Origin of the sequence: Herbiconiux dendrobii (assembly GCF_052048175.1) — a bacterium.
In the GTDB taxonomy this organism is placed as follows: Bacteria; Actinomycetota; Actinomycetes; order Actinomycetales; family Microbacteriaceae; genus Herbiconiux.
This window is the reverse complement of the sequence record NZ_JBLZQV010000004.1, coordinates 403,266-425,299: the sequence shown is the minus strand read 5'-3', so window position 1 is coordinate 425,299 and position 22,034 is coordinate 403,266. Positions and strand designations below refer to the sequence as shown.

Genomic DNA, 22,034 nt, shown 5'->3' with positions numbered 1-22,034 from the left:
GGGGGTGCGCCGAGGCCGGGACACGATGGGGTGCTTCATGAAGCCGGTGCGCGGATCGATGGTTGCAGTGGTCGCGGGGGCGGTTCTCGCCGTCACCGTGACCTCGGGTGGAGCGATGGCCGCTCCGGTGAGCGAGCCGGCGCAGCCCGATCTCGTCACCCTGCTCGACGGCTTCTCCGACTACTGGACTCCCGAGGCGGGAAACCCGCTGCACGGTGCGGTGGTCGACGCCACCGTGCTGGCCGAGAACGACCAGCAGGTGACCTGGATCAACAACAACGCCACTCCCGCCCAGCAGTTCGCGGCCCTGCAGGACTCCGAATACGGCGAGAGCCCCGACAGCTACGACCAGTCGATCACCATCTCCACCGGCCTCGGATCGGTGCTCGGCCCGCTTTACGTGCAGGGCCGCCAGAGCGGCGCTCTGCCACTGACCAGCGCGCTCATCAACAGCGAGGACGGCACCGCCGGCGCCTTCGTCTCGACCGGTGCGGCGAAAGACGCCTACAGCTTCCCCCGCCCGTTCCTGCCGAGCCAGGCCGGCCCCTCCGACGGGCAGCCCTGCGACCCGGCGACGGTCAACGCGTCCTCGCTGCAGGCCAACCGCATCGGCAAGCCCTACGCCGACGCCGAGGGCAACCTGAACATCGTCGAGGTCGCGCCGGCCACCGACGGCACCGGCGACTTCGCAGACGGCCCGGTCGACCTGAACCCCGACTACGAGGGCCTGTGCACCTCGGGCAGCTTCCCCAGCGGCCACACCACCACGGCCTACCAGGCCGGCATCACGCTCGCGACGATGCTGCCCGAACTCGCCCCCGAGATCCTCACCCGCGCCTCGGAGAACGGCAACGACCGCCTCGTTCTGGGCGTGCACTCGCCGCTGGACATCATGGGCGGTCGCATCAGCGGGCACGCCGCCATCGCGGCCCTCTGGTCCGACCCGGAGTTCGTGGCGAGTGAGTTCGCGCCCGCCATCGCGGAACTGCGCGGCTACCTCGAGGCCCAGTGCGGTGACACGATCGCCGCCTGCGCGGCCCGCGGCGAGGCCTACGCGAACGACCCCTACGACGGCAAGGCCATGCCGGGAGGCACCGCGCAGATCGTCACCGACCGGGCATCTGGACTCGTCGCCTATGACGAGCGGATGACCTACGCCTTCGCGCCGGCCGGCCAGACCGGACTGGCGCCGGCGGTGCCCGCGGGCGCCGAGAACCTGCTGCTCACCACGTTCCCCACCCTCACCGACGCGCAGCGCAGCTCGGTGCTGGCGCAGACCGAGATCGACTCCGGCTACGCCCTCGACCAGACCGCATCGGGAGCCGGATCGTGGCAGCGCGTCGACCTCGCCGCCGCCACCAGCGCCACCGTGCAGCTGAACGCCGACGGCACCGTCACCGTGGTGTCGGTCGGAGGCGCCGCGACCGTGCTGGCCGCGCCGACGCCCACCCCGACGCCCACGCCCACTCCTGCCCCGGTTCCGGTTCCCTCGGGCACCGCCACCCCGGCCCCGGGCCTCGCGAACACGGGAGCCGACGTGCAGGGCATGCCCGCCCTCCTTCTTGCCGGGGGAGGCTCGGTGCTGATCGCGGGCCTCGCGCTCGCGCTGATCGCCGGCCGTCGTCGCCGCCTCACGCAGGAACGGTAGGCGCACGGTGGCGCACCGACGGATGCTGACAGCCGGTTCTCTCGCCCTCACGGCCGGTCTCGCCGCGGCACTCGTCGCGGCCGGATCGGGCGCGAGCGCCTTCGCCACCGAGCCCCTGCCCGAACTGACCCTGCCCGGGCAGTGCGTCACCAGCCCGCAGTACGTGGCCGACGGCATCAGCCTCGGCTGCACCGTCACCGGGGCGCCGGATCCGGACGACCCGAACGACCCGGCGCAGGGCGCCTACGTGCACTCCGCCTCGATCGACCTCACCGTGGCCGGTGTGCTCCCGCAGGTGGTGCAGAGCAACGACCTGATCTTCCAGCCCGTCGGCTCGCCGGCGGGGACGGATCCCGGCATCACCAACGAGACCGTCACCTCGATGGCGAACCGCAGCGGCGCCGTCGTCGGCGTCAACGGCGGCTACTTCGACAACGACAAGGGTCCGCTGCTCACCGAGACCGAGAGCCCGGAGCCGTTCTCCGGCGTCGTGTGCGGCGGCGTGGTGATCGACGGGCGGGTGATGAAGAGCCCGCCGAACAGCGCCGATCTCAACGCGAGCGTCTTCGTGAACGCCGACGGCACCATGGGCATCGGTCACGTGTACTTCGACGCCTCGATCCAGGTGCTCGCCGCCGACGGCAGTGTGCAGGATGAGCACGCGCTCGACTCGGTCAACACCCTCGGCGACGGCGTCCCCCAGCCCGGCTGCCCGAAAGACCACGCCGAGCCCACCACCGGCGCCGGCATCACGCTGATCACGCCGGACATGGGGGAGGTGGTGCTCAACGCGAGCTACAACGAGAGTCCTGACTCGCAGTACATCGTGCCCGCCAGCGCTGCCGCCGTGGAGGTCACGGCCCACGCCGACGGATCGGGCGGCTACGTCGTGGACGCCGTCGCCCTTCCCGGCCAGATCACCGGGATCGCCGCGCTGGAGCCGGGACAGATCATCCTGCTCGCCTCGCAGAGCGACGTCGAGAAGACGGCCGGGTATTGGCTCAAGAACTCTCTCGAGGCCGGCGACACCCTCGAGATCCCGCAGGCGCTCGCCGTGGGCGACGGCAAGGACCGCGTGCAGCTCGGCGCCGGGATCACCTCCCTCGTGGGCGGCGTGGGTCAGATCGCCGGCGGCGGCCGGATCCTCCCGGCCGGGGGCACCCCGTTCCCGCAGGGCACCAACGCCGAGACCGTCGTGGGCCTCGACGAGAGCGGCACCGCGGTCACGCTCGCGGTGATCGACAAGGTGAGCGGCACCAACACGAGCGGCGACGTGGAGGACTCGCCGGGCGTCACCTGGCAGCAGGCCGCCCAGACGGTGATCGACCTCGGCGCGAGCGACGCCATCCTGCTCGACGGCGGCGGGTCGAGCACGCTCGTCGCCCAGCTGGGCGCGCCGGCGATCGGCCCGTCCGGGCCCTCCCGGGTCACTGTGACGAACACCCAGGACGGCGCCAACAACTACCCCAACGGCGACTTCAACCAGCGCCTCGTGGCGAACGGGCTGTTCTTCCTGGGCACTATCGCCGGGCCGACTCCGACACCGTCGCCGACGCCCGCCCCGGTGCCCCCGACGCCCGTGCCCGGCGTGGACGGCCCGTCGCTCGCCGCGACCGGGGACGACGCCGTCTCCGGCATCGCGCTCGCCGGCCTGCTCCTGCTCGCGGGTATCGCGACGTCGGCCGTGATCGCGGCACGCCGCCGAGCACTCTGACGGCTCGACGGACCGAAGGCGAGGGCTGACCGGCCCTCGGCTCAGCGGGGTGGGCGCGCGATCCCGTCGATCCACTCGGCGAACGTCTGGGTGCCGCGGTCGGCATCCGGCCCCGCCTCGGTGGTGCCGTCGCGCATGGCCTTGCCGAAGCCGCCGGGGAGCGGGATCTGCAGGATCGGGCCGGTGCCGCCGGTCGCGGTCGCGTAGGCCTTGACCATGTCGGCCATCTTCAGCGTCTCGGGCCCGGCGAGGTCGGTGGCGTGGCCGGCGGGGCCGCCCTCGGCCAGCTCGACGAGATGCTGGGCCACCTCGCGGGCGGCGACCGGCTGAGAGATCATCGTGGGCACCAGGTGGATCGGGCCTAGGTCGACCCGACCGTAGAGCTGCTGCGCGAACTCGTGGAACTGGGTGGCGCGCAGGATGGTCCAGGGGATGCCGCCCTCGCGGACGAGCCGCTCCTGCACGGCCTTGCCGGCGTAGTAGCCGTAGGGGGCCTTGTCGCTGCCGACGATCGAGAGCGCGACGTGGTGGCCGACGCCGGCTGCCTCCTCGGCGGCGAGCAGGTTCGCGGTCACCGTTCCGAAGAACCGCTCCGACACCTTGGCCGACTGCGTGGCGACGGATGCGGCATCCACGACGACGTCGACGCCGGCGAGAGCGGGAACCAGGCCGTCGCCGGACATGAGGTCGATCCCCGTGCCGCGACTGAGCACGACCGCCTCGTGGCCGTTCTCGCGGGCGAGGTCGACGACGTGGCGTCCGACGGTTCCGGTTCCTCCGGCGACAGCGATCTTCATGCGGACAACGCTAGCGGGGTCGAGCGGCCGACGGCGTCAGACGCTCGGGTGACGAGCCGCGCCCGTGCGAGCCGCGACGGGCGAGCCCCGCACCGCCGCTCGGCACGCCCATCGGGAGAGCACAGAATTGTGCCAGGGAACGTTGATTCTGGTGGGGTAGCTTCGCACCTCGTGTCAGAACGCCGCTACAACGCCAACCCCGTGTCGAACTTCATGGCCTGGCTGGGCGGCGCCCGGCTCGACGTGCTGCAGGATGCGCCCGGAGACCGCGCTCGCTTCGTGGCGATGGGCGGCGTCATCCTGAGCACGGCCTTCCTCTCGGCGGTGTCGGCGTCGTTCGCGCTGGTGATGGCCGTGGGGGCGCCTCTGGTGGTCGCCGTCATCGTGGGCGTGTTCTGGGGTGTCATCATCCTGAACCTCGACCGGCTGCTGATCATCGGCATGGCCAAGCAGAAGGGCGTGTGGCGCAACATCGGGCTCGCGATCCCTCGCGTGGCTTTGGCGCTTATCATCGGAACGGTCATCTCGACGCCGTTGACGCTGCAGATCTTCTCGGCGGAGATCAACTCCGAGATCCAGGTGATGCAGGCCGAGGACAAGGCGGCGTTCGAGGAGCGGATGGCCGCGGATCCGCGGTTCGCCGCCATCCCAGACCTCGAGAAGTCGATCGCCGCGAACCAGGCGATCGTGGATCAGGGGCTGCAGACCGACCTGTCGTCCGACCCGAACTACGCGGCCGCGGTGGCCGCCACGGCCGCTGCGCAGACCGCCTTCGACGCTGCGCAGGCCGCGTACCTCGCCGAGATCGACGGCACGGGCGGCACGGGCATCCGGGGCGACGGAGCGGTGACGCAGTCGAAGCTCGTGGCCGTGCAGGCTGCTCAGGCGCGCCTGGACTCGGCCAAGGAAGCCGAAGCCGCGGCCCTGACCGCGGCGCAGTCGAACCTCGAGACCTCGGCGCAGAGCCGTCTCGATGCCGCGACCGAGCAGCTCGCCGCCGACAAGGACACGCTGGCCAAGGCTCAGGATGCGCGCGACACCGAGCAGGCGGCCTACGACAGCGCCGTCGACAACAGTGCGGGGCTGCTGTCGCGACTCGAGGCGCTGTTCCGGCTCGGCGAGGCGAACGCGCTGCTGAACGTGGCGCACATCATGATCGCGCTGCTGTTCATCTGCATCGAGCTGTTGCCGGTGATCGTGAAGGTGCTGTCCAACCTCGGCGTGCCGACCGCGTACGACCGGATGGTCGACGTGCGGGAGGACGGCGAGGTGTCGGGCGGCGCGATCTGGGCGTCGGAGCGCGCTCGGGCGATCGAGGTCGAGGCGGGGGTGCAGGTCTCCGTGGCGGAAGACCGGGCCGAACGTCAGCTCGCGTTCGGCAAACGGGTGAACCAGGCCGTGCTGGAGCAGCAGGAGTCGGTGATCGAGCGCGCGCTGCAGGTGTGGGCCGGGTACGCCGGCGAGCGGGCCGAGGCGCGGATGGGGGAGTGGGAGCGTTCCCTCGAGGCGGCCGAGGCACGGGACGGCGGCGTGCCGCGTGCGGCGGCCGACCTGACCGAGACGGCCCGCATCGACACGTCGGCGGACCGGACCGACACGGCCCGGCTGCCCACGGCATCCGCATTCCCCGGCGCGGTTCGGCCCGGCGATGCGCGGGTTCAGGATGGCCGGACTCAGGATGCGCGGGTCCAGGGCGAGCGGGCTCAGGATGCGCGCGAGTCCGACGACGCGACGGCCCGGCTGGCCGAGCTCGGTTTCGATGTGGACGACGACATCGACGCCGTCACCGGTGGAGTGGTCGGCGGCCCCGATCGCGCGGCTGATCACGTGCCGAGCCGCGTGCCGGCGAAGCCCGTCACGCGCAACGCCGACCGCGAGGCGTTCCTGCGCCGGGCGGGCCTCCCCGACCACCTCTGACGCTCTCGGCGTTCGAACTCCCCCCCCCCCCCCCCACCCCCGCCGCCCGCGACCCGTCACCTGATCCCGTTCTGGCGGGCTCATAACGGGAGCACGTGACGGGTCGACGAGGGGGAAGGGGGCCCTGGTGCCAGGGTTCGCGAGCCGTCACTCAGTGCCGTTCTGGCGGGGTCATAACGGGAGCACGTGACGGGTCGGCGACGGGGCGAGGGGGCGAGCGCTAGCGGGGGGACGTCGTGAGGCGGGCGGCCATGCCGTCGAGGATGAGGTCGATGCTCGTGTGCAGTTGGGCGTCGTCGACGCCTACGAGGTCGGCCTCGGCGAGGCGGCGGAGGTTCGTGAAGCCAGCGGCGCGCGGGTCGTCGAGCGCTCGCAGCAGCTCGGGCACCTGGGGGTGGCCGCTGCTGCGCCGGGCGATCAGCTGCTCGCGCGCCGCGGCGGCCGCGAAGCTCGCGAGCGTGGCGAGGCCGCGCGCGGCGGTCTCGTCGTCGAAACCCGCCGCCATCATGATGCGGAGCGTGTGCTCGACGGGTTCGAGCAGCACGACGTCGGTGGCACTCAGCTCGATGTAGGCGCCATGGCCGTTGGCGGCGATGACCGCGTCGTGCATGGAATACGCGAGCGCGCTGCAGGCCTCCCGCCAGGTGGCATCCGGAGCGATCTCGACCGGCTGGAACCCGGCCGCGAAGGCGTCGAGCGCCATCAGCTCGCGCAGGGTGCCGAGGTCGCTGATGTGGTGGTGCACCGTCGCGCGGTCGACGCCCAGCCGGTCGGCCACGGCCTGCACGGTGATGGTGTCGGGATCGAGATCGCGCACCGCCTCGACGATGCGGGCCGGCGTGAGTCCGGCTCGGTTGCCGCGGCCGCGACGTGCGCGCGGCTCCGGGGGCAGCTCGTCTGAAACGGCGGCGGTCATGGCTTCACTGTAGCGCTCGCATCTTGTATTCACGGGCGTGAATTACTATCGTCGGACTACGGGCGACCGCCCATCCCGAGCGTCGTCGCTCACGCACCGTCGAAAGGACCGATCATGGCCGACACTTCCGCACCTCTGACCGCCGCGAGCACCATCGGAACCTGGCTCGAGCATCCGGTCGGCGGGCCGCTCATCCGCGGTTTCCTGAAGGCGGCGGGGGTCGGCGACGAAGCGCTCGCGCCGGTCAGCGGGCTGCCGCTGCAGCAGCTCGTGGTGATGAGCCAGGGGCAGATGCCGCAGTCGGTCGTCGACGACCTCGTGCTGCAGGCCAACGGAGGGGTCGCGCCGGAGGAGTCCGGCACCGCCACGGGCTGGGTGGAGAAGATCACCCCCGGGCGCTTCGCCGGCCAGACCGTGATCGTCACCGGCGCGGCATCCGGAATCGGACGCGCGACCGCGACCCGAATCGCCCGCGAGGGCGGCCGGGTGGTGGCCGTCGACATCAGCGCCGAGCGGCTGCAGGAGTTCGCGGCGTCGGTTCCGGATGCCGAGGTCGTCACGATCGCGGGGGACATCACCAAGCAGGACGACATCGACGCGATCGTCGAGGCCGCGGGCGAGCGCATCGACGGTCTCGCCAACATCGCCGGCATCAACGACGACTTCTCGCCGCTGCACGAGACCACGGATGCGATGTGGGACCGGGTGATCGGCATCAACCTCACGGGCTCGTTCAAGCTGACCCGCGCGGTCATCCCCGTGATGCTCGCCGCCGGCGCCGGGTCGATCGTGAACACGGCCTCCGAGGCCGGGCTGCGGGGGAACGCCTCGGGCAACGCGTACACGGTGTCGAAGCACGGCGTGATCGGGCTCACCCGCAGCGCCGCGTTCATGTACGGGCCGCAGGGCCTGCGGGTGAACGCCGTGGCTCCGGGCGGGGTCGCCACGGGCATCCCGATGGCGGCGAGCCCGTCGGAGAGCGGATCGGCGCGGCTGAAGCCGTTCCAGAGCGCGATCCCGTCGATCGCGACCGCCGAGAAGCTCGCCGCGTCGATCACCTTTCTGCTGAGCGACGACGGGGTGAACATCAACGGCGTGGTTCTGCCGTCGGACGGTGGCTGGTCTGTGCAGTAGGCGCGGCGCGCGGCGGGCGGCGGGTGCCGGGCCGCGGGCGGCGGGCGGCTGGGCGGGATCGGGAAGAGGATCGGGAAAGGACCGAGATGGACATCGAGAAGGTCGACCCCGCTCTGCGTGCGGCCACGCTGAAGCTGCCCGCGACCGACCCGTCGAAGGCGTGGCTGCGTGCCGTCATCCGGATCGCGACCCGGGTGATGCGCGTACCGCGCGTCGCTGGCGTCGCGGTCTCGACCGTGAAGGCGGACGGCGCTCGCATCCGTCTCTACACGCCGGGGCGGCGCCGAGGTGGAGGCGCGCTCTTCTGGGTGCACGGCGGCGGTCTGCTCTTCGGCGACGCCCGGCAGGACGAGGCGTTCTGCGCCGGAACCGCGTCGGAACTGGGGATCCCGGTGATCTCGGCCAATTACCGGTTCGCGCCCGAGCATCCGTTCCCCGCACCGTTCGACGACGTGTACGCCGGGTGGCTCTGGCTGCAGTCGCAGGCCGCGGAGCTGGGTATCGATCCGGCGCGGATCGTGGTCGCGGGTGAGAGCGCCGGCGGGGGGCTGGCCGCCTCGCTCGTGCAGCGCCTCCACGACGAGGGCGGTGTGCAGCCTGTCGGACAGGTGCTCTTCGCGCCGATGATCGACGACCGCACGGCGGCCGACGAGTCGCTCGACGCCCTCGACCACTGGGTCTGGAACAACCGCGCCAACCGCGTCGGCTGGAGCGGCTACCTCGGCGCCGCCTTCGGTCGCGACGACGTGCCGCCGTACGCGGCGGCCGCCCGCCGCACCGACCTCTCCGGCCTGCCGCCGACGTTCATCGCGGTCGGCGACATCGAGCTCTTCTTCACCGAAGACGCCGACTACGCCCGCCGCCTCGAGCAGGCCGGCGTCTCCGTCGCCCTCGACGTCGTCCCCGGTGCCCCGCACGGCTTCGAGAACTGGGCCCGCGACGCGGCCCCGTCCCGCGCGCTGCTCGGCCGAGCCCGCGCCTGGCTCCGCGCCGCCCTCGAGTGACGTGTCGGCCGGTGACGCGGCCGTCGCCCCGCGCGCAGCATTCCCTCCGAAACGACCACCGGAGCCGCCACGGCTCGCGCTGCACTGACCCGGGTCTTCCTCGACGACCACGTGCTGGCGCCGTCACAATCGAGGGCGTGCGGCGTGATCTGCTGCTCGTGTTCGGCGCGGGAGTGTGGTGCGGTGGAAAAGAACTGTCGAGCGGCGGGATGTCAACGACGACGCGAGAGGCGGATCATCTCTTCGGCTTGAAAGAACACGCTCTCGCGACTGTCTGTGAGGGAGACTCCGTCTTCCCCGAAGACATCGAACGTGAGGTCGACGATCTCGTCAGGATCGGTGATCTGAAGATGCCGGATCAGAGTGACGATGTCCTCGTGATCCTTCAGGCGACCCGCGGCCATCTTCATGGCGAGGAGGAATCGGGGTGACGCGAGCCGCAGATGCAGGCCACCGATCTCGAGCACCCGCGCATCCGTGTCGTCGCTCTCGAAGCTCATGAAGGCGAAGGCGCTCTGGTTGACCCAATCGGAGGGAAGGCCTTGCTCCGCGGCCATTGCGGCGGCCTCTTCTCGCACGACCTCGAAGGGGCGGAACAAGCCATCGACATCTTCGGTCGCCCGCCTCGAGCCGAGCCCGATGGCCATCGCCGCACCGCCGATCACGTATGCATCGACGGATTCGCCGCGTCGGCCGATCCGTTCGCCGAGCTCCGTCAACAAACTGGCCAATTCGTCGGCCGAGAACAAGCGTGCCTCGGTCATGCCGCGTCCAGATCGCGTTCGCGGATGACGATGCCACGCTCCAGGAACTCGGGTGCAGCGTCCGTCTTGAGGAAGTCGACATAGCCGGGGGAATAGGTGTCGTCGGGGCCGGGGACCCACTCGTGCACGAGGGGCGGTCTCTTCGTCCACCTCGGCGGCATGACGCCTCGCTTCGAGGCGCCCCAGCCAACGACTGTCGCGAAGAAGGTGTCCCATCGCTCGTCGGAAAGAGGGGCCGGCTTCTTGAGGAAATCCTGGATCTCGTTGTCGGAGGAGGCCCGACGGAAGTGGTCTACCGCCTGCACCGTGAGCCGGAGTGCCGCTGCGGGATCAGATGCTGAGAGCTCTGCCTCGATCGCCCGCGCCGCCGTCCGCGCGGTCATCAGATTCCTCTGAGCCATCGTGATGCGTGAGGTCGACGTGTGCAGGTTCTCACCCAGCGCGGCGAGAGCCCGCTCGAGCGACGCCAGCTTGATCGTTCCTGCACGCTCGGACTGCTCCAGCTGCGAGACGGCTCCGGCGGTCACCCCGAGCGAGGCCGCGAGGTCGTAGATCGACAACCCCGCGCGGCTTCGAGCAGTTCTGATGTGGTCGGACACGATGCCTCCTGGTATAGGTGCAACTATACTCTCGATCCACCGACGGTTGTCGGATCGGGGTGGGCGTGGGACGGTGGGGGGATGATTCGCATCGGCCGGCATCCCTTGGCCGCTGCGTGGCGGCTGGTGGTGGTCGTCACGGCCGGCGGGAGCGCGGTGCTCGCCGCCCTCGCCTCGGCGGTGTTCATGGCGCTCGGTGCGGGGGCGTGGAGCTACCTGCTCGCGTTCCTGAGTGTGTGGGCCGTGCTGGGCGGTGGGGTCGCCATCGGGCTGCGCATCGCGTACTCGGTGATCGAGTGGGATCCGGATCGGCGGGTAGCTCGGCTGCGCGGCCGGGAGGTGCCGCTCGACACCATCACCGAGGGCTGGCGGGCGGTGTCGTCGGGCAACGGGGCGGCCTACCTCGCGTACCGGTTCGTCTCCACCGAGGGGCCGTCGGCGCGGGTGCTGGTGGCCGGGCGGCCGATGCGCGGGCTGGACGAGGACGGCGTCGCAGCCCTCGCGCGATTCGTGCGGGAGCTCCCGCTACGGGTTCCCGGCGACGGCACCCAGGGCGCCCGAGCCGAGGGGGAGCTCACCGACCGGCAGCGCGCCGAGGCGGTGTCGCTCACCGAAGGCGGCGGGAAGTCGCGGGTCTCCGCGCACACGCTGCTCGCCGAGTTGGGGGAGCCGACCGGGCTGCCGGACAGCGCCTCCGGAGCGACACCGGATGCGGACGCCTCGGGGCACCCCGCGATCTCCGCCCGTGAGGCGGCTCGGCTCGAACGGCACTGGGAGGAGGACGACGCCGCGGCGGCGACGGTGCTGAGCGAGCAGGTGCCGGTCGCGCGGAGGCTGCGACGGCTCTTCTTCTGGCTGGTGATCGCCGCGCTGGGGGTCGCGGCGGCGGCGATCGTGTACGCGGTCGTGCAGGAAGAGCTCGAGCGCAGCCTCGACAACGACGTGGTCTTGGTGTTCGTCGTCGGCGGGTTCGGCCTCGGCGTGCTGTTCCTTCTCGCCTGGAGCGCCGCCGCGGATGCCGACGTACGGCACCGCCGCCGGCTGGCCGAAACGGCGTGGGACGGGCTCGATGCCGACGAGCGCCGTCGCGGACTCGCCGCCCCCTACCTGCTCGCCTTCGCGGAACCCGTCCGGCGGTTCCGGATGGTGCTCGCCTTCGTGCTGTGCACGCTCGGGCTTCTCGTGATGCTGTTCTCCATCTTCCTCATCGCCGAGCCCGAGCCGGGCGACCTGCCCGTCCTGGGCTTTGGGGTGCTCGCGGCGGGCGTGGCGATGGAGGTGTGGGCCGCGGTCGATTACATCAGGCTCTCCCGGCGGAAGCGGGCGGATGCCGAGTTGCTCATCCTGCGGGGAGGCTGGCGGCTGGTGCCGCCGTCGGTGCGGGCCTGACGCGGCATCGGAATTGACACCCGAAGACGTGGTAGCGGACACCGGTCGCGCTGTCTTATCGTCAGGTGTCGAAGCGGTGGCGGAGTGCCGGCCGCGCATCCGAGACCCTGAGGACGACGTTGACCCCGAGGCATGCCCGCGCGCGCAGAGAGCTGGTCGTCATCGACCGACGGCTCTTCCTCGGCGCCCTCGGTATCGGGGTCGTCGCGAGCGCCTCGGCTCTGGCCGCCGTCTCGTGGGCCGATACGCCATCGGTCGGTGCGGCATCCGGATCGACGGCGACCCCGACGGCCCGCGCGACACCCGCCGGGCCGTCGACGCCGACCCCCGCGGCGGCGATCACACCGACCCCCGAACCCACGCCGACCCCCGAACCCAGCCCGATCCAGGCGGAGTTCACCCCCGACCTGCAGAAGGTGCGGCTCCCGGGCGGCCCCATCACCGCGCTGCCGGGCGAGGGGAACCTGCTCGCCTGGACGGTCGACGACGGCTCGAACGCCGACGTCATCCGCCTCTACACCGAGTTCGCGGCGGCGTCCGGCACCCGGCTCACCTACTTCCTCAACGGCTCCTACGAGGGCTGGGTGCAGCACGCCGACCTGCTGCGGCCGCTCGTGCAGTCGGGCCAGATCCAGCTCGGCAACCACACCTTCGACCACGCCGACCTCACCAAGCTCAGCGACGCGGGCGTGATCGACCAGCTGCAGCGCAACCACGACTTCATCCCTGAGCACGTACGGGGTGGATGCTCGCCCCTACTTCCGTCCGCCGTTCGGCTATCACGACGCCCGGGTCGACCGCCTCGCGGCGAGCATCGGCTACACCTGCCCGGTGCTCTGGTACGGCACCCTCTCCGACTCGGGGCTGATCACCGAGCAGCGGGTGATCGACTTCGCGACGACCTGGTTCCTGCCCCAGCACATCGTGATCGGCCACCTCAACTTCGCGCCCGTCACGAACGTCTTCCCGCAACTGCAGTCCCTCATCGCCGAGCGGGGCCTGCGCACGGTCACCCTCGACGACGTCTTCCAGCGCTGAGCACCGTCCGCCCGCCCCGCGACGTTCAGGCCCGCCGCAGCGTCGCTCGATCGTCGGTGATCCAGGTCTGACCGCGGTTGTCGCTGAAGCGGATGCGATCCACCCCGAACTTCTCGGTCGAGGCGAGCGGGCGGAGAATTCCGGAGTACTCCGCGGTGCTGCCGGGGAACTCCCAGCCGAAACCCGGTCCCTGGTTCGTCGGTTGCACGAAGTAGTCGCCCGGCGGGACGATCCTCATCCTGATCGGCAGCTTCGGATGATGATTGCGCATCCTGGCGTCGATCACGACATCGTGGAACGTCGAACCCGAGTCGTTGAGGATTCTGACACCCCAGACGCCCTTGTTGCGAGCATCCGTGACCGCCCACGCCATCAAGCGCGTGGCCTGGCTCCGCGCCTCGCGCTCGGTGTCGTCCCGCCGCTTGCGCCGCTCGCCGAGGTATTGCCCCGCCGCGATCAGGACGGCGGCCGTTGTGATCCAAGCGAGGGGGTCTCCGAGCTCACGCATCCATTCATCGAGCATCCCTCATGTTATCAGAGCGACATCGCAGGCGCTCAGGTCTGGGAGAATGGAAGGATGCCCGAAACGCCGTTCGACGAGGATGCGGAGCTGCGCAGCATGGTCGGGGCCGCAGCGCTGGACCGCGGGCGCAAGTACTACCTGCAGAACCGCGTCAGCGACATCCGCTGGTCGGCCGACGGGCGCACGTTGCGGGCGCAGGTCGACGGATCGCAGGGTGCGCGCTACGTCACCACGCTCGCCTTCCGCTCGGCGAACCGCACCGCGCTCGAGCTGCAGGCCAGCGCCTGCACCTGCCCCGTGCACGCGAACTGCAAGCACGCGGCCGCCACCTTCCTCACGGTGAGGGCGCTCCAGGCGCGACTCGCCCCGCCCCGCGCCGCCCGGCCCGGAGAGCGCTCGACGGCGCCCGCCTCGTGGGAGCGCACGCTGCTCGACCTGATCGGCGAAGGGCCGATCCGCGAGACCGGCGGCGCCGTGCGGCCCCTCGCCCTGCAGTTCGAACTGCGCGACACCTCGAAGCTCTCGACCCGAGGGGGGTACGGGTCGCGCGCCCGACGGCCTCAGCCTGTGCGACTGGGCATCCGGCCCGTGGCCCTGGACGAGAAGGGCGCCTGGGAGCGCACCCAGGCCAGCTGGCAGCGGCTCCGCTACGGCGGCGACGACCAGTTCGCCCCCGATCAGCTGGTGTGGTTCGAAGAGCTGTACGGGCTCGTCGTCGGCGCCGAGCTGGCGCGCTACGGCCGCAGCAGCGAGGTGTGGCTCTACCTCGACGACCTCGACAGCCCCTCGGTGTGGAGCTACTTCGACCGCGCGGCCGAGCTCGGGATCGCGCTGCTGCACTCCGAGCCGACGCTGCCGCCGGTGCGGCTGCGGTCCGAGAGCGCCGAGGTGCACCTCGACGTGCGCGCCGTGGACGACGGGCTGCGGCTCGAACCGATCATCCGGGTCGGCGACGAAGCCCTCGCCCGCGCCGAGGTGGGCTTCATCGGCAACCCGGCCCACGGGCTGTACCTGCGCGAGCCCGCCGGCGCAGCGGACGACCTGCGCCACCAGGCCCTGCAGCTGATCCGCCTCGACGCCCCCATCGGTACGGCCACCCAGAACCTGCTGCGTTCGCCGGAGCCCGTCACGGTTCCGGCCGCGCAGGTCGACGACTTCACCGCCCGCGTGCTGCCGCGCCTGCGAACCACGCTGCCGGTGCGCTCCGGCGACGCCAGTTTCGACCTGCCGGCGCCGGCCGAGCCCACCCTGGTGCTCACCGTCACCCAGGAGGGCGGCCAGGGCATCCGTCTCGACTGGGACTGGCACTACGCGGTTCCGGGCCCCCGGGCGGCGACGGATGCGGGGCGCAGTGCGCCCCTGTGGCCCGCGTCCGAGAGCCCCGAGGTCGACAGCGCCGCCAGTGCCGCGCGCGCCGACGACCTGGCCCTGCGCGACACCCGCACCGAGCAGCGCATCATCGCCGGCACGAACGCCTCCGTCATCCGGTTCCCGGCGCTCGGCGATCCGTATTCCGGCCGGCTGCTCGCGCAGTCGCGGCTGCGGGGGATGACGATGGTCGACTTCCTGCAGCACGAGGTGCCGCGCCTGGAGGCGCTTGACCGCACCCGGGTGAGCTTCGACGGCGAGGTCCCCGAGTACCGCGAGGCCGAGGAGGCCGTGGTGATCAACCTCGCGACCTCCTCGCGCGAGGGCGATCGCGACTGGTTCGACCTGGCCGTCGAGGTGACGGTCGACTCCACCGAGGTTCCGTTCGACCAGCTGTTCGTGGCCCTCGCGACCGGCGACGAGTACCTCATCCTGCCCAACGGCGTGTACTTCCGGCTCGACGACCCGCGCTTCGACCGCCTGCGCGCCCTGATTACCGAGGCGCGCGGCCTGCTCGACAAGCCCGGCGACGAGCTCGCGATCAGCCGCTACCAGACCGGCCTCTGGGACGAGCTGCAGGAGATCGGCGTCGTCACCGCGCAGGCCGAGGCCTGGGGCAGCGCGGTGGCGGCCCTCTCGGCGGCCGAGCAGATCGCCCCCGTCGCGCTGCCCGAAGGCTTCGAGGCCACCCTGCGCGGCTACCAGCAGCACGGCTACGACTGGCTGAGCTTTCTGGCCGACCACGGGCTCGGCGGCGTGCTCGCCGACGACATGGGCCTCGGCAAGACGGTGCAGATGCTGGCCACCATCGCCCGGCAGCGCGCCACGACTCCGGATGCGCCACCCTTCCTCGTGGTGGCGCCCACGAGCGTCGTGGGCAACTGGGCCGCCGAGGCCGAGCGGTTCGCACCGGGGCTGCGCGTCGCCACGATCGAGTCCACCGGCAGCCGCCGGCGCACGACGCTGGCCGAGACGGTGCGGGGCGCCGACCTCGTCGTGACCTCGTACGCCCTCTTCCGCATCGGCTTCGCGCAGTACGACGCGCTGCCGTGGAGCGGGCTGATCCTCGACGAGGCGCAGTTCGTGAAGAACCACCAGAGCTCCACCTACCAGTGCGTGCGCCGGCTGGATGCTCCGGTCAAGTTCGCGATCACGGGAACCCCGATCGAGAACAACCTGATGGAGCTCTGGTCGATGTTCTCGATCGTGGCGCCCGGTCTGTTCGCCGGCCCGAAGCAGTTCACCGACTACTACGGCACCCCGATCGAGAAGAACGAGGAGTCGGCGCCGGAACTGCTCACGCAGCTGCGCCGCCGCATCCGTCCCCTCATGCTGCGCCGCACGAAGGAGAAGGTGGCCGCCGACCTGCCTGAGAAGCAGGAGCAGGTGATCGAGGTGGCGCTCAACCCGGAGCAGCGCAAGATCTACGACACCTATCTGCAGCGCGAGCGGCAGAAGGTGCTCGGCCTGATCGAGGATCTCGACTCGAACCGCTTCCAGATCTTCCGCTCGCTCACCCTGCTGCGCCAGGCCGCGCTCGACGTGAGCCTGATCGACGAGGCCCACTCCGAGGTGCCCTCCACGAAGATCGACGTGCTCTTCGAGCTGCTCGAGGACATCGTGGCCGAAGGGCACCGGGTGCTCATCTTCAGCCAGTTCACGAGTTTCCTGTCCCGGGTGAAGAGCCGGCTGGAGACCGAGCAGATCGAGTTCGCCTATCTCGACGGGGCGACGCGCAAGCGTACGCAGGTGATAGACGGATTCCGGAGCGGCACCGCACCGGTCTTCCTGATCAGCCTCAAGTCGGGCGGGGTGGGGCTCAACCTCACCGAGGCCGACTACTGCATCCTGCTCGACCCGTGGTGGAACCCCGCGACCGAGGCGCAGGCCGTCGACCGGGTGCACCGCATCGGGCAGACCAAGAACGTGATGGTGTACCGGCTGGTGGCCGCCGACACGATCGAGGAGAAGGTGATGACGCTCAAGGACTCGAGGGCGAAGCTGTTCGCGAGCGTGATGGCCGAGGGTGGTGCCGCGGGCGGATCGAAGATCACCGGGAGCGACATCCGGGAGCTGCTGGGCTGAGGCGGGAGGGCTTCCTGCCGATTCGCTGGGTCATCCGTCCGCCCGTGCCACGGCGACCGGACCGTGTATATCGTTGAGTATCGTTCGCGGTTCGCGACGACGCTGCAGCCACGCAGTCCACGCACGTCACGCAGGGAGAGCATCATGGGCGGTTCGTACTCGGCCGGAGGATTCGGCACCGGAAGTCACACCGACGGCATCTGGCAGGCGATGGAGCAGTTCCGCGCCAAGTTCGAGAAGCGCGTCGGCACCCGGATGGGCCGCGGCGACGTGCGCGCGGCCGTGCTCGCGCTGCTCGCCGAGCAGCCGATGCACGGGTACCAGATCATCCACGAGATCGAGGAGCGCAGCGGCGGCAGCTGGAAGCCGAGCCCCGGTTCGGTGTACCCGACCCTGCAGCTTCTGAACGACGAGGGCCTGATCTCGGCCGAGGAGTCGAACGGCCGCAAGACCTATGCCCTCACCGAGGCCGGCCGCGCCCAGGTGGCGAGCGCCGGGGCATCCGCCCCCTGGACCTCGGGCGACGGCTTCGGAGCGGGAACGGATGCCGGCGCCGGCACCGACAAGGGCGAGTTCGCGGCCCTCCCGAAGGCGGGCTTCGAGCTCGCGCAGGCCGCCGCCCAGGTGGGCCGCACCGGCACCCCGGAGCAGGTCAAGCAGGCCGTGGCCGAGCTGGAGGACGCGCGCCGCCGGCTGTACGCGATCCTCGCCCAGGACTGACCCGGGTGAGCGCAGTCCCTCTTGAGCGCGCGGCCCGGCCGGACCGCGGCGACTCGGTTCCGAGCGCCCGCGAGGCCCGCGCGCGGTACCGCCGCATCCTGAGGTTCGCGGGCTGGAATCTCGCGGTCACCTGGTGGTACGAACTCGTGCTGCCGCGGTTCGGGCTCACCCGCATCGCCGAGCGCACGCGGGCGCGGCGGATGCAGCGCTTCGCACGGCGCTTCCACGTGCTCGCGGTCGACCTCGGTGGGCTGATGATCAAGGTCGGCCAGTTCATGTCGTCGCGCCTGGACGTGCTGCCGCCCGAGATCACGAAGGAGCTCGAGGGGCTGCAGGACGAGGTGCCCGCGGTGCCGTTCGACCTCATCCGGAGGCTCGCCGAGGCCGAGCTGGGCATGCCGCTCGCGCGCGCCTTCGCCTGGGTCGACGAGACGCCGGTGGCCGCGGCCTCCCTCGGCCAGGCGCATCGGGCACGGCTCGCGCCGGCCGACGCCGCCGACACCGGCCTCGAGGCCGTGGTGCTCAAGGTGCAGCGGCCCGGGATCGACGCGATCGTCGAGGTCGACCTGGCCGCCCTCCGCAAGGTGGGCGGATGGCTCAGCCACGTGCGCCTGGTCTACTCCCGCGTCGACGCGCCCGCGCTCGTGGAGGAGTTCGCACTCACCTCGCTCGAGGAGATCGACTACCTGCACGAGGCCGCCAGCTCGGTGCGATTCGCGGCGGAGTTCGAAGGCGACGCCCGTGTGGGCGTGCCCGAGGTGGTGTGGGAGCGCTCGACCCGCCGCGTGCTCACGCTCGAAGACGTGACGGCGATCAAGATCACGGATGCGGTGGCGCTCGCCGCCGCCGGCATCGACCCGGCCGACGTGGCGCCGGTGTTCGCCGCCGTGATGTTCGACCAGCTGTTCACGAACGGCTTCTTCCACGCCGATCCGCACCCCGGCAACATCTTCGTGACGCCGATTCCGGATGCTCCGGACGGAGCCCCGGCCTGGAAGCTCACCTTCATCGACTTCGGCATGATGGGCGAGGTCGGCCCGAACACCCGCAGCGGCCTGCGCAAGATGCTGATCGCCGCCGCGTCGCGCGACGGCAAGGGCCTCGTGGATGCGGCGCGGGAGCTCGGCGTGCTGCTGCAGTCGGCCGAGACCACCGAGCTCGAGCGCGCGCTGACGACACTCTTCGCCCGCTTCGGCGGGATGGGCTTCGCCGAACTGCGCGAGGTCGACCCGCGGGAGTTCCGCGAGTTCGGCGAGCAGTTCGGGCACGTGGTGCGGTCGCTGCCGTTCCAGCTGCCCGAGAACTTCCTGCTCATCATCCGGGCCATGTCGCTCACCTCGGGGGTGTGCAGCGCGCTGGATCCGGGCTTCAACCTGTGGAACTCGGTCGAGCCCTACGCGCAGCAGCTGATCCGCGAGGAGCGCGGCAACCTGGCGCAGGATCTCGGCAAGCAGGCGCTGGAGAACCTGGGGCTGATCTGGCGGCTGCCCAAGCAGATCGAGTCGCTGATCACGCGTGTCGACGAAGGTTCGATCGCCGTGCGCACGCCCGATCTCGACCGCCGGGTGGCCGGACTCGAGCGCACCGCCCGCCGCGGTATCTCGGCCGTGCTGTTCGCCGCCCTGCTGGTGGCCGGGGCCGTGCTGCGCGCCGACGACGCCGTGTTCGGCACCGTGCTGATGATCGCCTCGGTGCTGCCGCTGCTGCACGCGCTCTTCTCCGGCCGTCGCGGTCGCTGAGCGTCGAGATCGACACGGACCACGGGGGATGAGTGCGGAGCGGACGGGCGGCACGCTGATGCGCAGACTGGGCTGGTGGGCGCGCGATTACGCCTACGCCCTCGTCTGGCAGGTGCGCGCCCTGTTCGACCGCGCCGATCCCCGCGAGTTCGAGAGCGGCGACGGCACGCCGCTCGTGGTCATTCCGGGCGTGTACGAGACCTGGCGCTTTCTGCAACCGCTGATCACCGAACTGCACGGGCGCGGGCATCCGGTGCACGTCATCGGACCGCTGCACTGGAACAACCGGCCCGTGCCCGAAGCCGCCGCCCTGGTCGCCGACTACCTCGACCAGCACGACCTCACGGGCGTGGTGCTGGTCGCGCACAGCAAGGGCGGGCTCGTCGGCAAGTACGCGATGAGCCTCGGCACCGCGGCCGCCCGGATCGACGCGATGCTCGCCGTGGCGGCACCCTTCGGCGGCTCGAGCTACGCGAGGTACCTGCCGGCCCGCAGCCTGCGCATCTTCCGGCCGACGGATGCCACGATCCTCGAGCTCGGCCGGCACGCCGATGTGAACGCCCGGATCGTGTCGGTCTACGGCCGCTTCGACCCGCACATCCCCGGTGGGAGCGCCCTGGCCGGCGCCAAGAACGTGAAGCTCGACACCGGCGGGCACTTCCGCGTGCTCGCGAATCCCCGCGTGCTGGCCGAGCTGGCGGCGCTCGCCGAGTGACCGGCCGCCGAGGCGGTGCAGACCGTCTCCGGGGCGTGCTCACCGGCAGCCCTGCACACTGCCGACCTCCTGTCTAGTGGGCGCGGCATCGGGTTCCGCCGCGTAGGCAGAGGGGACCGGGCCGTTGTGGCTGGGGAACCGAGAGGGAACACAATGTCCGAGAACTACCAGCCCGTGCCGCCGACCGGCTTCGCGCCTCCGGCACACGACGAGCAGTCCGACGCGGCGGCATGGTCCGATGTGCAGGCACAGTCCGGTGCGCAGGGACAGTCCGATGGCCAAGGCAAGGCCGATGCCGCCAAGCAGGCGGCCGGCGAGCTGAAGGACACCGTCGCCGAGAACGCGGGATCCGTCGCCGGAACCGCCACCGAGGAGGCCGCCGGCGTCGCGCGCGAGGCCAAGTCGCAGGCCAAAGACCTCTACCACCAGACCCAGTCGGAGCTGAAGGAGCAGGCGGGCGTGCAGCAGCAGCGCGTCGCCACCGGTCTGCGCTCGCTCGGCGACGAGCTGGGCAGCATGGCCGACGGCTCCGACAGCGACGGCCTCGCCAGCGACCTGGTGCGTCAGGTGTCGGATCGCGCGGGCAGCGCGGCATCCTGGCTCGACGCGCGCGACCCGGGATCGCTCCTGGCCGAGGTGAAGTCGTACGCCCGCCGCAAGCCCGGCACGTTCATCGCCGCCGCGGCGATCGCCGGCGTGCTCGCCGGACGGCTGACGCGCGCACTGGCCGCCGGTGCGGCCGACGAGAAGGCGGCGGCGGCGTCCGCCGACGCCCATCCGGAATCCGCCTCGACCGTGGCCCCGGTCGCGCCCGTGGTTCCGACCTCGGTCGCCCCTGTGACCGCTCCGGTCACGGTCGTCGACCCCGGCTACCGCACCGACCTCGACGAGACGCCGCTCTACACCGAGCGCGCCTCCACGCTGGACGACGGCTTCGGAAGCCAGGGCGAAGGCACCCAGCGATGACCGACTACACCCCCTCGGAGCAGAAGGCGGCGACCACGTCGCTCGGCGACCTGCTCGGCGAGGTCACGAAAGACCTGTCCACGCTGATGCGGCAGGAGCTCGAGCTGGCCAAGGCCGAGCTCAAGCAGTCGGCCACGCGCGCCGGCAAGGGCGCGGGGATGCTCGGCGGTGCCGGGTATGCCGCGAGCATGACGATCCTGTTCCTGTCGATCGCCCTCTGGTGGGCGCTCGGCACTCTGATCGGCGGCGGCTGGTCGGGCCTCGTGGTGGCCGTGATCTGGGCGATCGTCGCCCTGATCCTGTTCCTCGTGGGCCGCACGAAGCTCAAAGAGGTCAACGGCGCCCCCAAGACCGTCGAATCACTGAAGAAGATCCCCGAGACATTGAAAAGGAATGAGGAGAACCGATGAGCGATTCACCCGAGCAGATCCGTGCCGACATCGAGCGCACCCGCCGCGAACTGGGCGGCGACGTGGACGCGCTGGCCGACAAGGTCACCCCGTCGAAGATCGTCGGCCGCCAGACCGACAAGGTGAAGGGTGCGGTCGGATCGGTCAAGGATCGCGTCTTCGGTGTGGCCGATGACGTGAAGTCGTCGGTCTCCGGAACCGGATCCTCGGCGGCCGGCGCGGTCACCGATGCCAAGGACCGGGTCGCGGCCAAGGCGGAGGGCAACCCGCTCGCCGTCGGCCTGATCGCGTTCGGCGTCGGCCTGCTGGCCGCCTCGCTGATCCCGGCCTCGACCAAGGAGAAGGAGCTCGCAGCCGGCGTCAAGGAGCAGGCCCAGCCCCTCGTCGACCAGGTGACGGATGCGGCCAAGGAGGTCGGTTCGAACCTCAAGGAGCCGGCTCAGGATGCCGCCACCGCGGTGAAGGATGCAGCGGCCTCGGCCGTCGGCAGCGTGAAGGAGGAGGCGGGCTCCGCCGCCTCCGACGTGAAGGACCAGGCCCAGCAGGCCCGCGACGACGTCGCCGGGAGCTGACCGCACCGCACCGCAG

Annotated in this window: 20 protein-coding genes and 1 pseudogene; 15 read left to right on the top strand and 6 right to left on the bottom strand. The window is 71.2% G+C overall.

The features are described from left to right. Nucleotides 1–37 precede the first annotated feature (37 nt). Together ACN4JJ_RS14790 and ACN4JJ_RS14785 are read left to right on the top strand one after the other, a co-directional pair. Nucleotides 38–1,648, top strand: coding sequence for a phosphatase PAP2 family protein (locus ACN4JJ_RS14790; protein ID WP_440710645.1), 1,611 nt, complete (start codon nt 38–40; stop codon nt 1,646–1,648). 22 nt (nt 1,649–1,670) lie between these two features. Beyond that, nucleotides 1,671–3,362: a phosphodiester glycosidase family protein gene (locus ACN4JJ_RS14785; protein WP_440710644.1), complete on the top strand. Its 1,692-nt coding sequence runs from the start codon at nt 1,671–1,673 to the stop codon at nt 3,360–3,362. A gap of 41 nt (nt 3,363–3,403) precedes the next feature. Here ACN4JJ_RS14785 and ACN4JJ_RS14780 read toward each other — a convergent pair whose 3' ends face one another. Further along, nucleotides 3,404–4,159, bottom strand: coding sequence for an SDR family oxidoreductase (locus ACN4JJ_RS14780; protein ID WP_440710643.1), 756 nt, complete (start codon nt 4,157–4,159; stop codon nt 3,404–3,406). 171 nt (nt 4,160–4,330) lie between these two features. Here ACN4JJ_RS14780 and ACN4JJ_RS14775 point away from each other — a divergent pair, with 171 nt between their 5' ends. Beyond that, nucleotides 4,331–6,076: a DUF4407 domain-containing protein gene (locus ACN4JJ_RS14775; RefSeq protein ID WP_440710642.1), complete on the top strand. Its 1,746-nt coding sequence runs from the start codon at nt 4,331–4,333 to the stop codon at nt 6,074–6,076. A 220-nt stretch (nt 6,077–6,296) separates the two neighbouring features. Here ACN4JJ_RS14775 and ACN4JJ_RS14770 read toward each other — a convergent pair whose 3' ends face one another. Continuing rightward, a complete protein-coding gene (locus ACN4JJ_RS14770) occupies nt 6,297–6,992 on the bottom strand; it encodes a TetR/AcrR family transcriptional regulator C-terminal domain-containing protein (protein WP_440710641.1) in 696 nt (231 codons plus the stop codon). A 114-nt stretch (nt 6,993–7,106) separates the two neighbouring features. Between ACN4JJ_RS14770 and ACN4JJ_RS14765 the strand changes: the two genes are divergently transcribed. Together ACN4JJ_RS14765 and ACN4JJ_RS14760 are read left to right on the top strand one after the other, a co-directional pair. Then, entirely contained in the window at nt 7,107–8,126 is a 1,020-nt protein-coding gene (locus ACN4JJ_RS14765) for an SDR family NAD(P)-dependent oxidoreductase (protein ID WP_440710640.1), read from the top strand. An 86-nt stretch (nt 8,127–8,212) separates the two neighbouring features. Then, a complete protein-coding gene (locus ACN4JJ_RS14760) occupies nt 8,213–9,130 on the top strand; it encodes an alpha/beta hydrolase (RefSeq protein WP_440710639.1) in 918 nt (305 codons plus the stop codon). Between the two features lie 212 nt (nt 9,131–9,342). On the opposite strand, the gene ACN4JJ_RS14755 is transcribed toward ACN4JJ_RS14760, so the two are convergent. Further along, entirely contained in the window at nt 9,343–9,894 is a 552-nt protein-coding gene (locus ACN4JJ_RS14755; RefSeq protein WP_440710638.1) for a DUF6036 family nucleotidyltransferase, read from the bottom strand. Next, the gene (locus ACN4JJ_RS14750) at nt 9,891–10,493 is read right to left on the bottom strand and encodes a helix-turn-helix domain-containing protein (protein ID WP_440710637.1); all 603 of its coding nucleotides are present in this window, start codon (nt 10,491–10,493) and stop codon (nt 9,891–9,893) included. The genes ACN4JJ_RS14755 and ACN4JJ_RS14750 overlap by 4 nt, the downstream gene beginning before the upstream one ends. An 81-nt stretch (nt 10,494–10,574) precedes the next feature. On the opposite strand from ACN4JJ_RS14750, the gene ACN4JJ_RS14745 reads away from it, so the two are divergent. Continuing rightward, nucleotides 10,575–11,882, top strand: coding sequence for a hypothetical protein (locus ACN4JJ_RS14745; protein ID WP_440710636.1), 1,308 nt, complete (start codon nt 10,575–10,577; stop codon nt 11,880–11,882). Nucleotides 11,883–11,943: 61 nt separating this feature from the next. Here ACN4JJ_RS14745 and ACN4JJ_RS14740 read toward each other — a convergent pair whose 3' ends face one another. Next, a complete protein-coding gene (locus tag ACN4JJ_RS14740; RefSeq protein ID WP_440710844.1) occupies nt 11,944–12,390 on the bottom strand; it encodes a hypothetical protein in 447 nt (148 codons plus the stop codon). On the opposite strand from ACN4JJ_RS14740, the pseudogene ACN4JJ_RS14735 reads away from it, so the two are divergent. After that, a pseudogene (locus ACN4JJ_RS14735) lies at nt 12,299–12,556 on the top strand (polysaccharide deacetylase family protein); the annotation flags it as partial. The gene ACN4JJ_RS14740 and the pseudogene ACN4JJ_RS14735 sit on opposite strands and share 92 nt — an antisense overlap. 67 nt (nt 12,557–12,623) lie before the next feature. Next, complete coding sequence (locus tag ACN4JJ_RS14730; protein ID WP_440710843.1) at nt 12,624–12,920, top strand: polysaccharide deacetylase family protein; 297 nt, start codon at nt 12,624–12,626, stop codon at nt 12,918–12,920. 25 nt (nt 12,921–12,945) lie between these two features. Here ACN4JJ_RS14730 and ACN4JJ_RS14725 read toward each other — a convergent pair whose 3' ends face one another. Then, a complete protein-coding gene (locus ACN4JJ_RS14725; protein WP_440710635.1) occupies nt 12,946–13,443 on the bottom strand; it encodes a hypothetical protein in 498 nt (165 codons plus the stop codon). A 54-nt stretch (nt 13,444–13,497) separates the two neighbouring features. Here ACN4JJ_RS14725 and ACN4JJ_RS14720 point away from each other — a divergent pair, with 54 nt between their 5' ends. From ACN4JJ_RS14720 to ACN4JJ_RS14690, 7 genes are all read left to right on the top strand, one after another. Next, a complete protein-coding gene (locus ACN4JJ_RS14720) occupies nt 13,498–16,896 on the top strand; it encodes a DEAD/DEAH box helicase (protein ID WP_440710634.1) in 3,399 nt (1,132 codons plus the stop codon). A gap of 144 nt (nt 16,897–17,040) precedes the next feature. Then, nucleotides 17,041–17,616, top strand: a complete 576-nt coding sequence (locus ACN4JJ_RS14715; protein ID WP_291056612.1) for a PadR family transcriptional regulator — start codon at nt 17,041–17,043, stop codon at nt 17,614–17,616. Nucleotides 17,617–17,621: 5 nt separating this feature from the next. Next, entirely contained in the window at nt 17,622–19,355 is a 1,734-nt protein-coding gene (locus ACN4JJ_RS14710; RefSeq protein ID WP_440710633.1) for an ABC1 kinase family protein, read from the top strand. Nucleotides 19,356–19,383: 28 nt separating this feature from the next. Then, a complete protein-coding gene (locus ACN4JJ_RS14705) occupies nt 19,384–20,070 on the top strand; it encodes an esterase/lipase family protein (protein ID WP_440710632.1) in 687 nt (228 codons plus the stop codon). A gap of 153 nt (nt 20,071–20,223) precedes the next feature. After that, nucleotides 20,224–21,036 (top strand): hypothetical protein, encoded by an 813-nt coding sequence (locus tag ACN4JJ_RS14700; protein ID WP_440710631.1) that lies wholly within the window; start codon nt 20,224–20,226, stop codon nt 21,034–21,036. After that, nucleotides 21,033–21,446, top strand: a complete 414-nt coding sequence (locus ACN4JJ_RS14695; RefSeq protein ID WP_440710630.1) for a phage holin family protein — start codon at nt 21,033–21,035, stop codon at nt 21,444–21,446. The genes ACN4JJ_RS14700 and ACN4JJ_RS14695 overlap by 4 nt, the downstream gene beginning before the upstream one ends. After that, entirely contained in the window at nt 21,443–22,018 is a 576-nt protein-coding gene (locus tag ACN4JJ_RS14690; protein WP_440710629.1) for a DUF3618 domain-containing protein, read from the top strand. The genes ACN4JJ_RS14695 and ACN4JJ_RS14690 overlap by 4 nt, the downstream gene beginning before the upstream one ends. Nucleotides 22,019–22,034: the final 16 nt, after the last annotated feature.

Excerpts from the sequence above, each read along its gene's own strand:
- ACN4JJ_RS14790 (WP_440710645.1), top strand. The coding sequence starts at position 38 with ATGAAGCCGGTGCGCGGATCGATGGTTGCAGTGGTCGCGGGGGCGGTT.
- ACN4JJ_RS14785 (WP_440710644.1), top strand. The coding sequence starts at position 1,671 with ATGCTGACAGCCGGTTCTCTCGCCCTCACGGCCGGTCTCGCCGCGGCA.
- ACN4JJ_RS14780 (WP_440710643.1), bottom strand. The coding sequence starts at position 4,159 with ATGAAGATCGCTGTCGCCGGAGGAACCGGAACCGTCGGACGCCACGTC.
- ACN4JJ_RS14770 (WP_440710641.1), bottom strand. The coding sequence starts at position 6,992 with ATGACCGCCGCCGTTTCAGACGAGCTGCCCCCGGAGCCGCGCGCACGT.
- ACN4JJ_RS14765 (WP_440710640.1), top strand. The coding sequence starts at position 7,107 with ATGGCCGACACTTCCGCACCTCTGACCGCCGCGAGCACCATCGGAACC.
- ACN4JJ_RS14760 (WP_440710639.1), top strand. The coding sequence starts at position 8,213 with ATGGACATCGAGAAGGTCGACCCCGCTCTGCGTGCGGCCACGCTGAAG.
- ACN4JJ_RS14755 (WP_440710638.1), bottom strand. The coding sequence starts at position 9,894 with ATGACCGAGGCACGCTTGTTCTCGGCCGACGAATTGGCCAGTTTGTTG.
- ACN4JJ_RS14745 (WP_440710636.1), top strand. The coding sequence starts at position 10,575 with ATGATTCGCATCGGCCGGCATCCCTTGGCCGCTGCGTGGCGGCTGGTG.
- ACN4JJ_RS14740 (WP_440710844.1), bottom strand. The coding sequence starts at position 12,390 with ATGACGTCGGCGTTCGAGCCGTCGTCGACCGTCCAGGCGAGCAGGTTC.
- ACN4JJ_RS14725 (WP_440710635.1), bottom strand. The coding sequence starts at position 13,443 with ATGCTCGATGAATGGATGCGTGAGCTCGGAGACCCCCTCGCTTGGATC.
- ACN4JJ_RS14720 (WP_440710634.1), top strand. The coding sequence starts at position 13,498 with ATGCCCGAAACGCCGTTCGACGAGGATGCGGAGCTGCGCAGCATGGTC.
- ACN4JJ_RS14715 (WP_291056612.1), top strand. The coding sequence starts at position 17,041 with ATGGGCGGTTCGTACTCGGCCGGAGGATTCGGCACCGGAAGTCACACC.
- ACN4JJ_RS14705 (WP_440710632.1), top strand. The coding sequence starts at position 19,384 with ATGAGTGCGGAGCGGACGGGCGGCACGCTGATGCGCAGACTGGGCTGG.
- ACN4JJ_RS14700 (WP_440710631.1), top strand. The coding sequence starts at position 20,224 with ATGTCCGAGAACTACCAGCCCGTGCCGCCGACCGGCTTCGCGCCTCCG.
- ACN4JJ_RS14695 (WP_440710630.1), top strand. The coding sequence starts at position 21,033 with ATGACCGACTACACCCCCTCGGAGCAGAAGGCGGCGACCACGTCGCTC.
- ACN4JJ_RS14690 (WP_440710629.1), top strand. The coding sequence starts at position 21,443 with ATGAGCGATTCACCCGAGCAGATCCGTGCCGACATCGAGCGCACCCGC.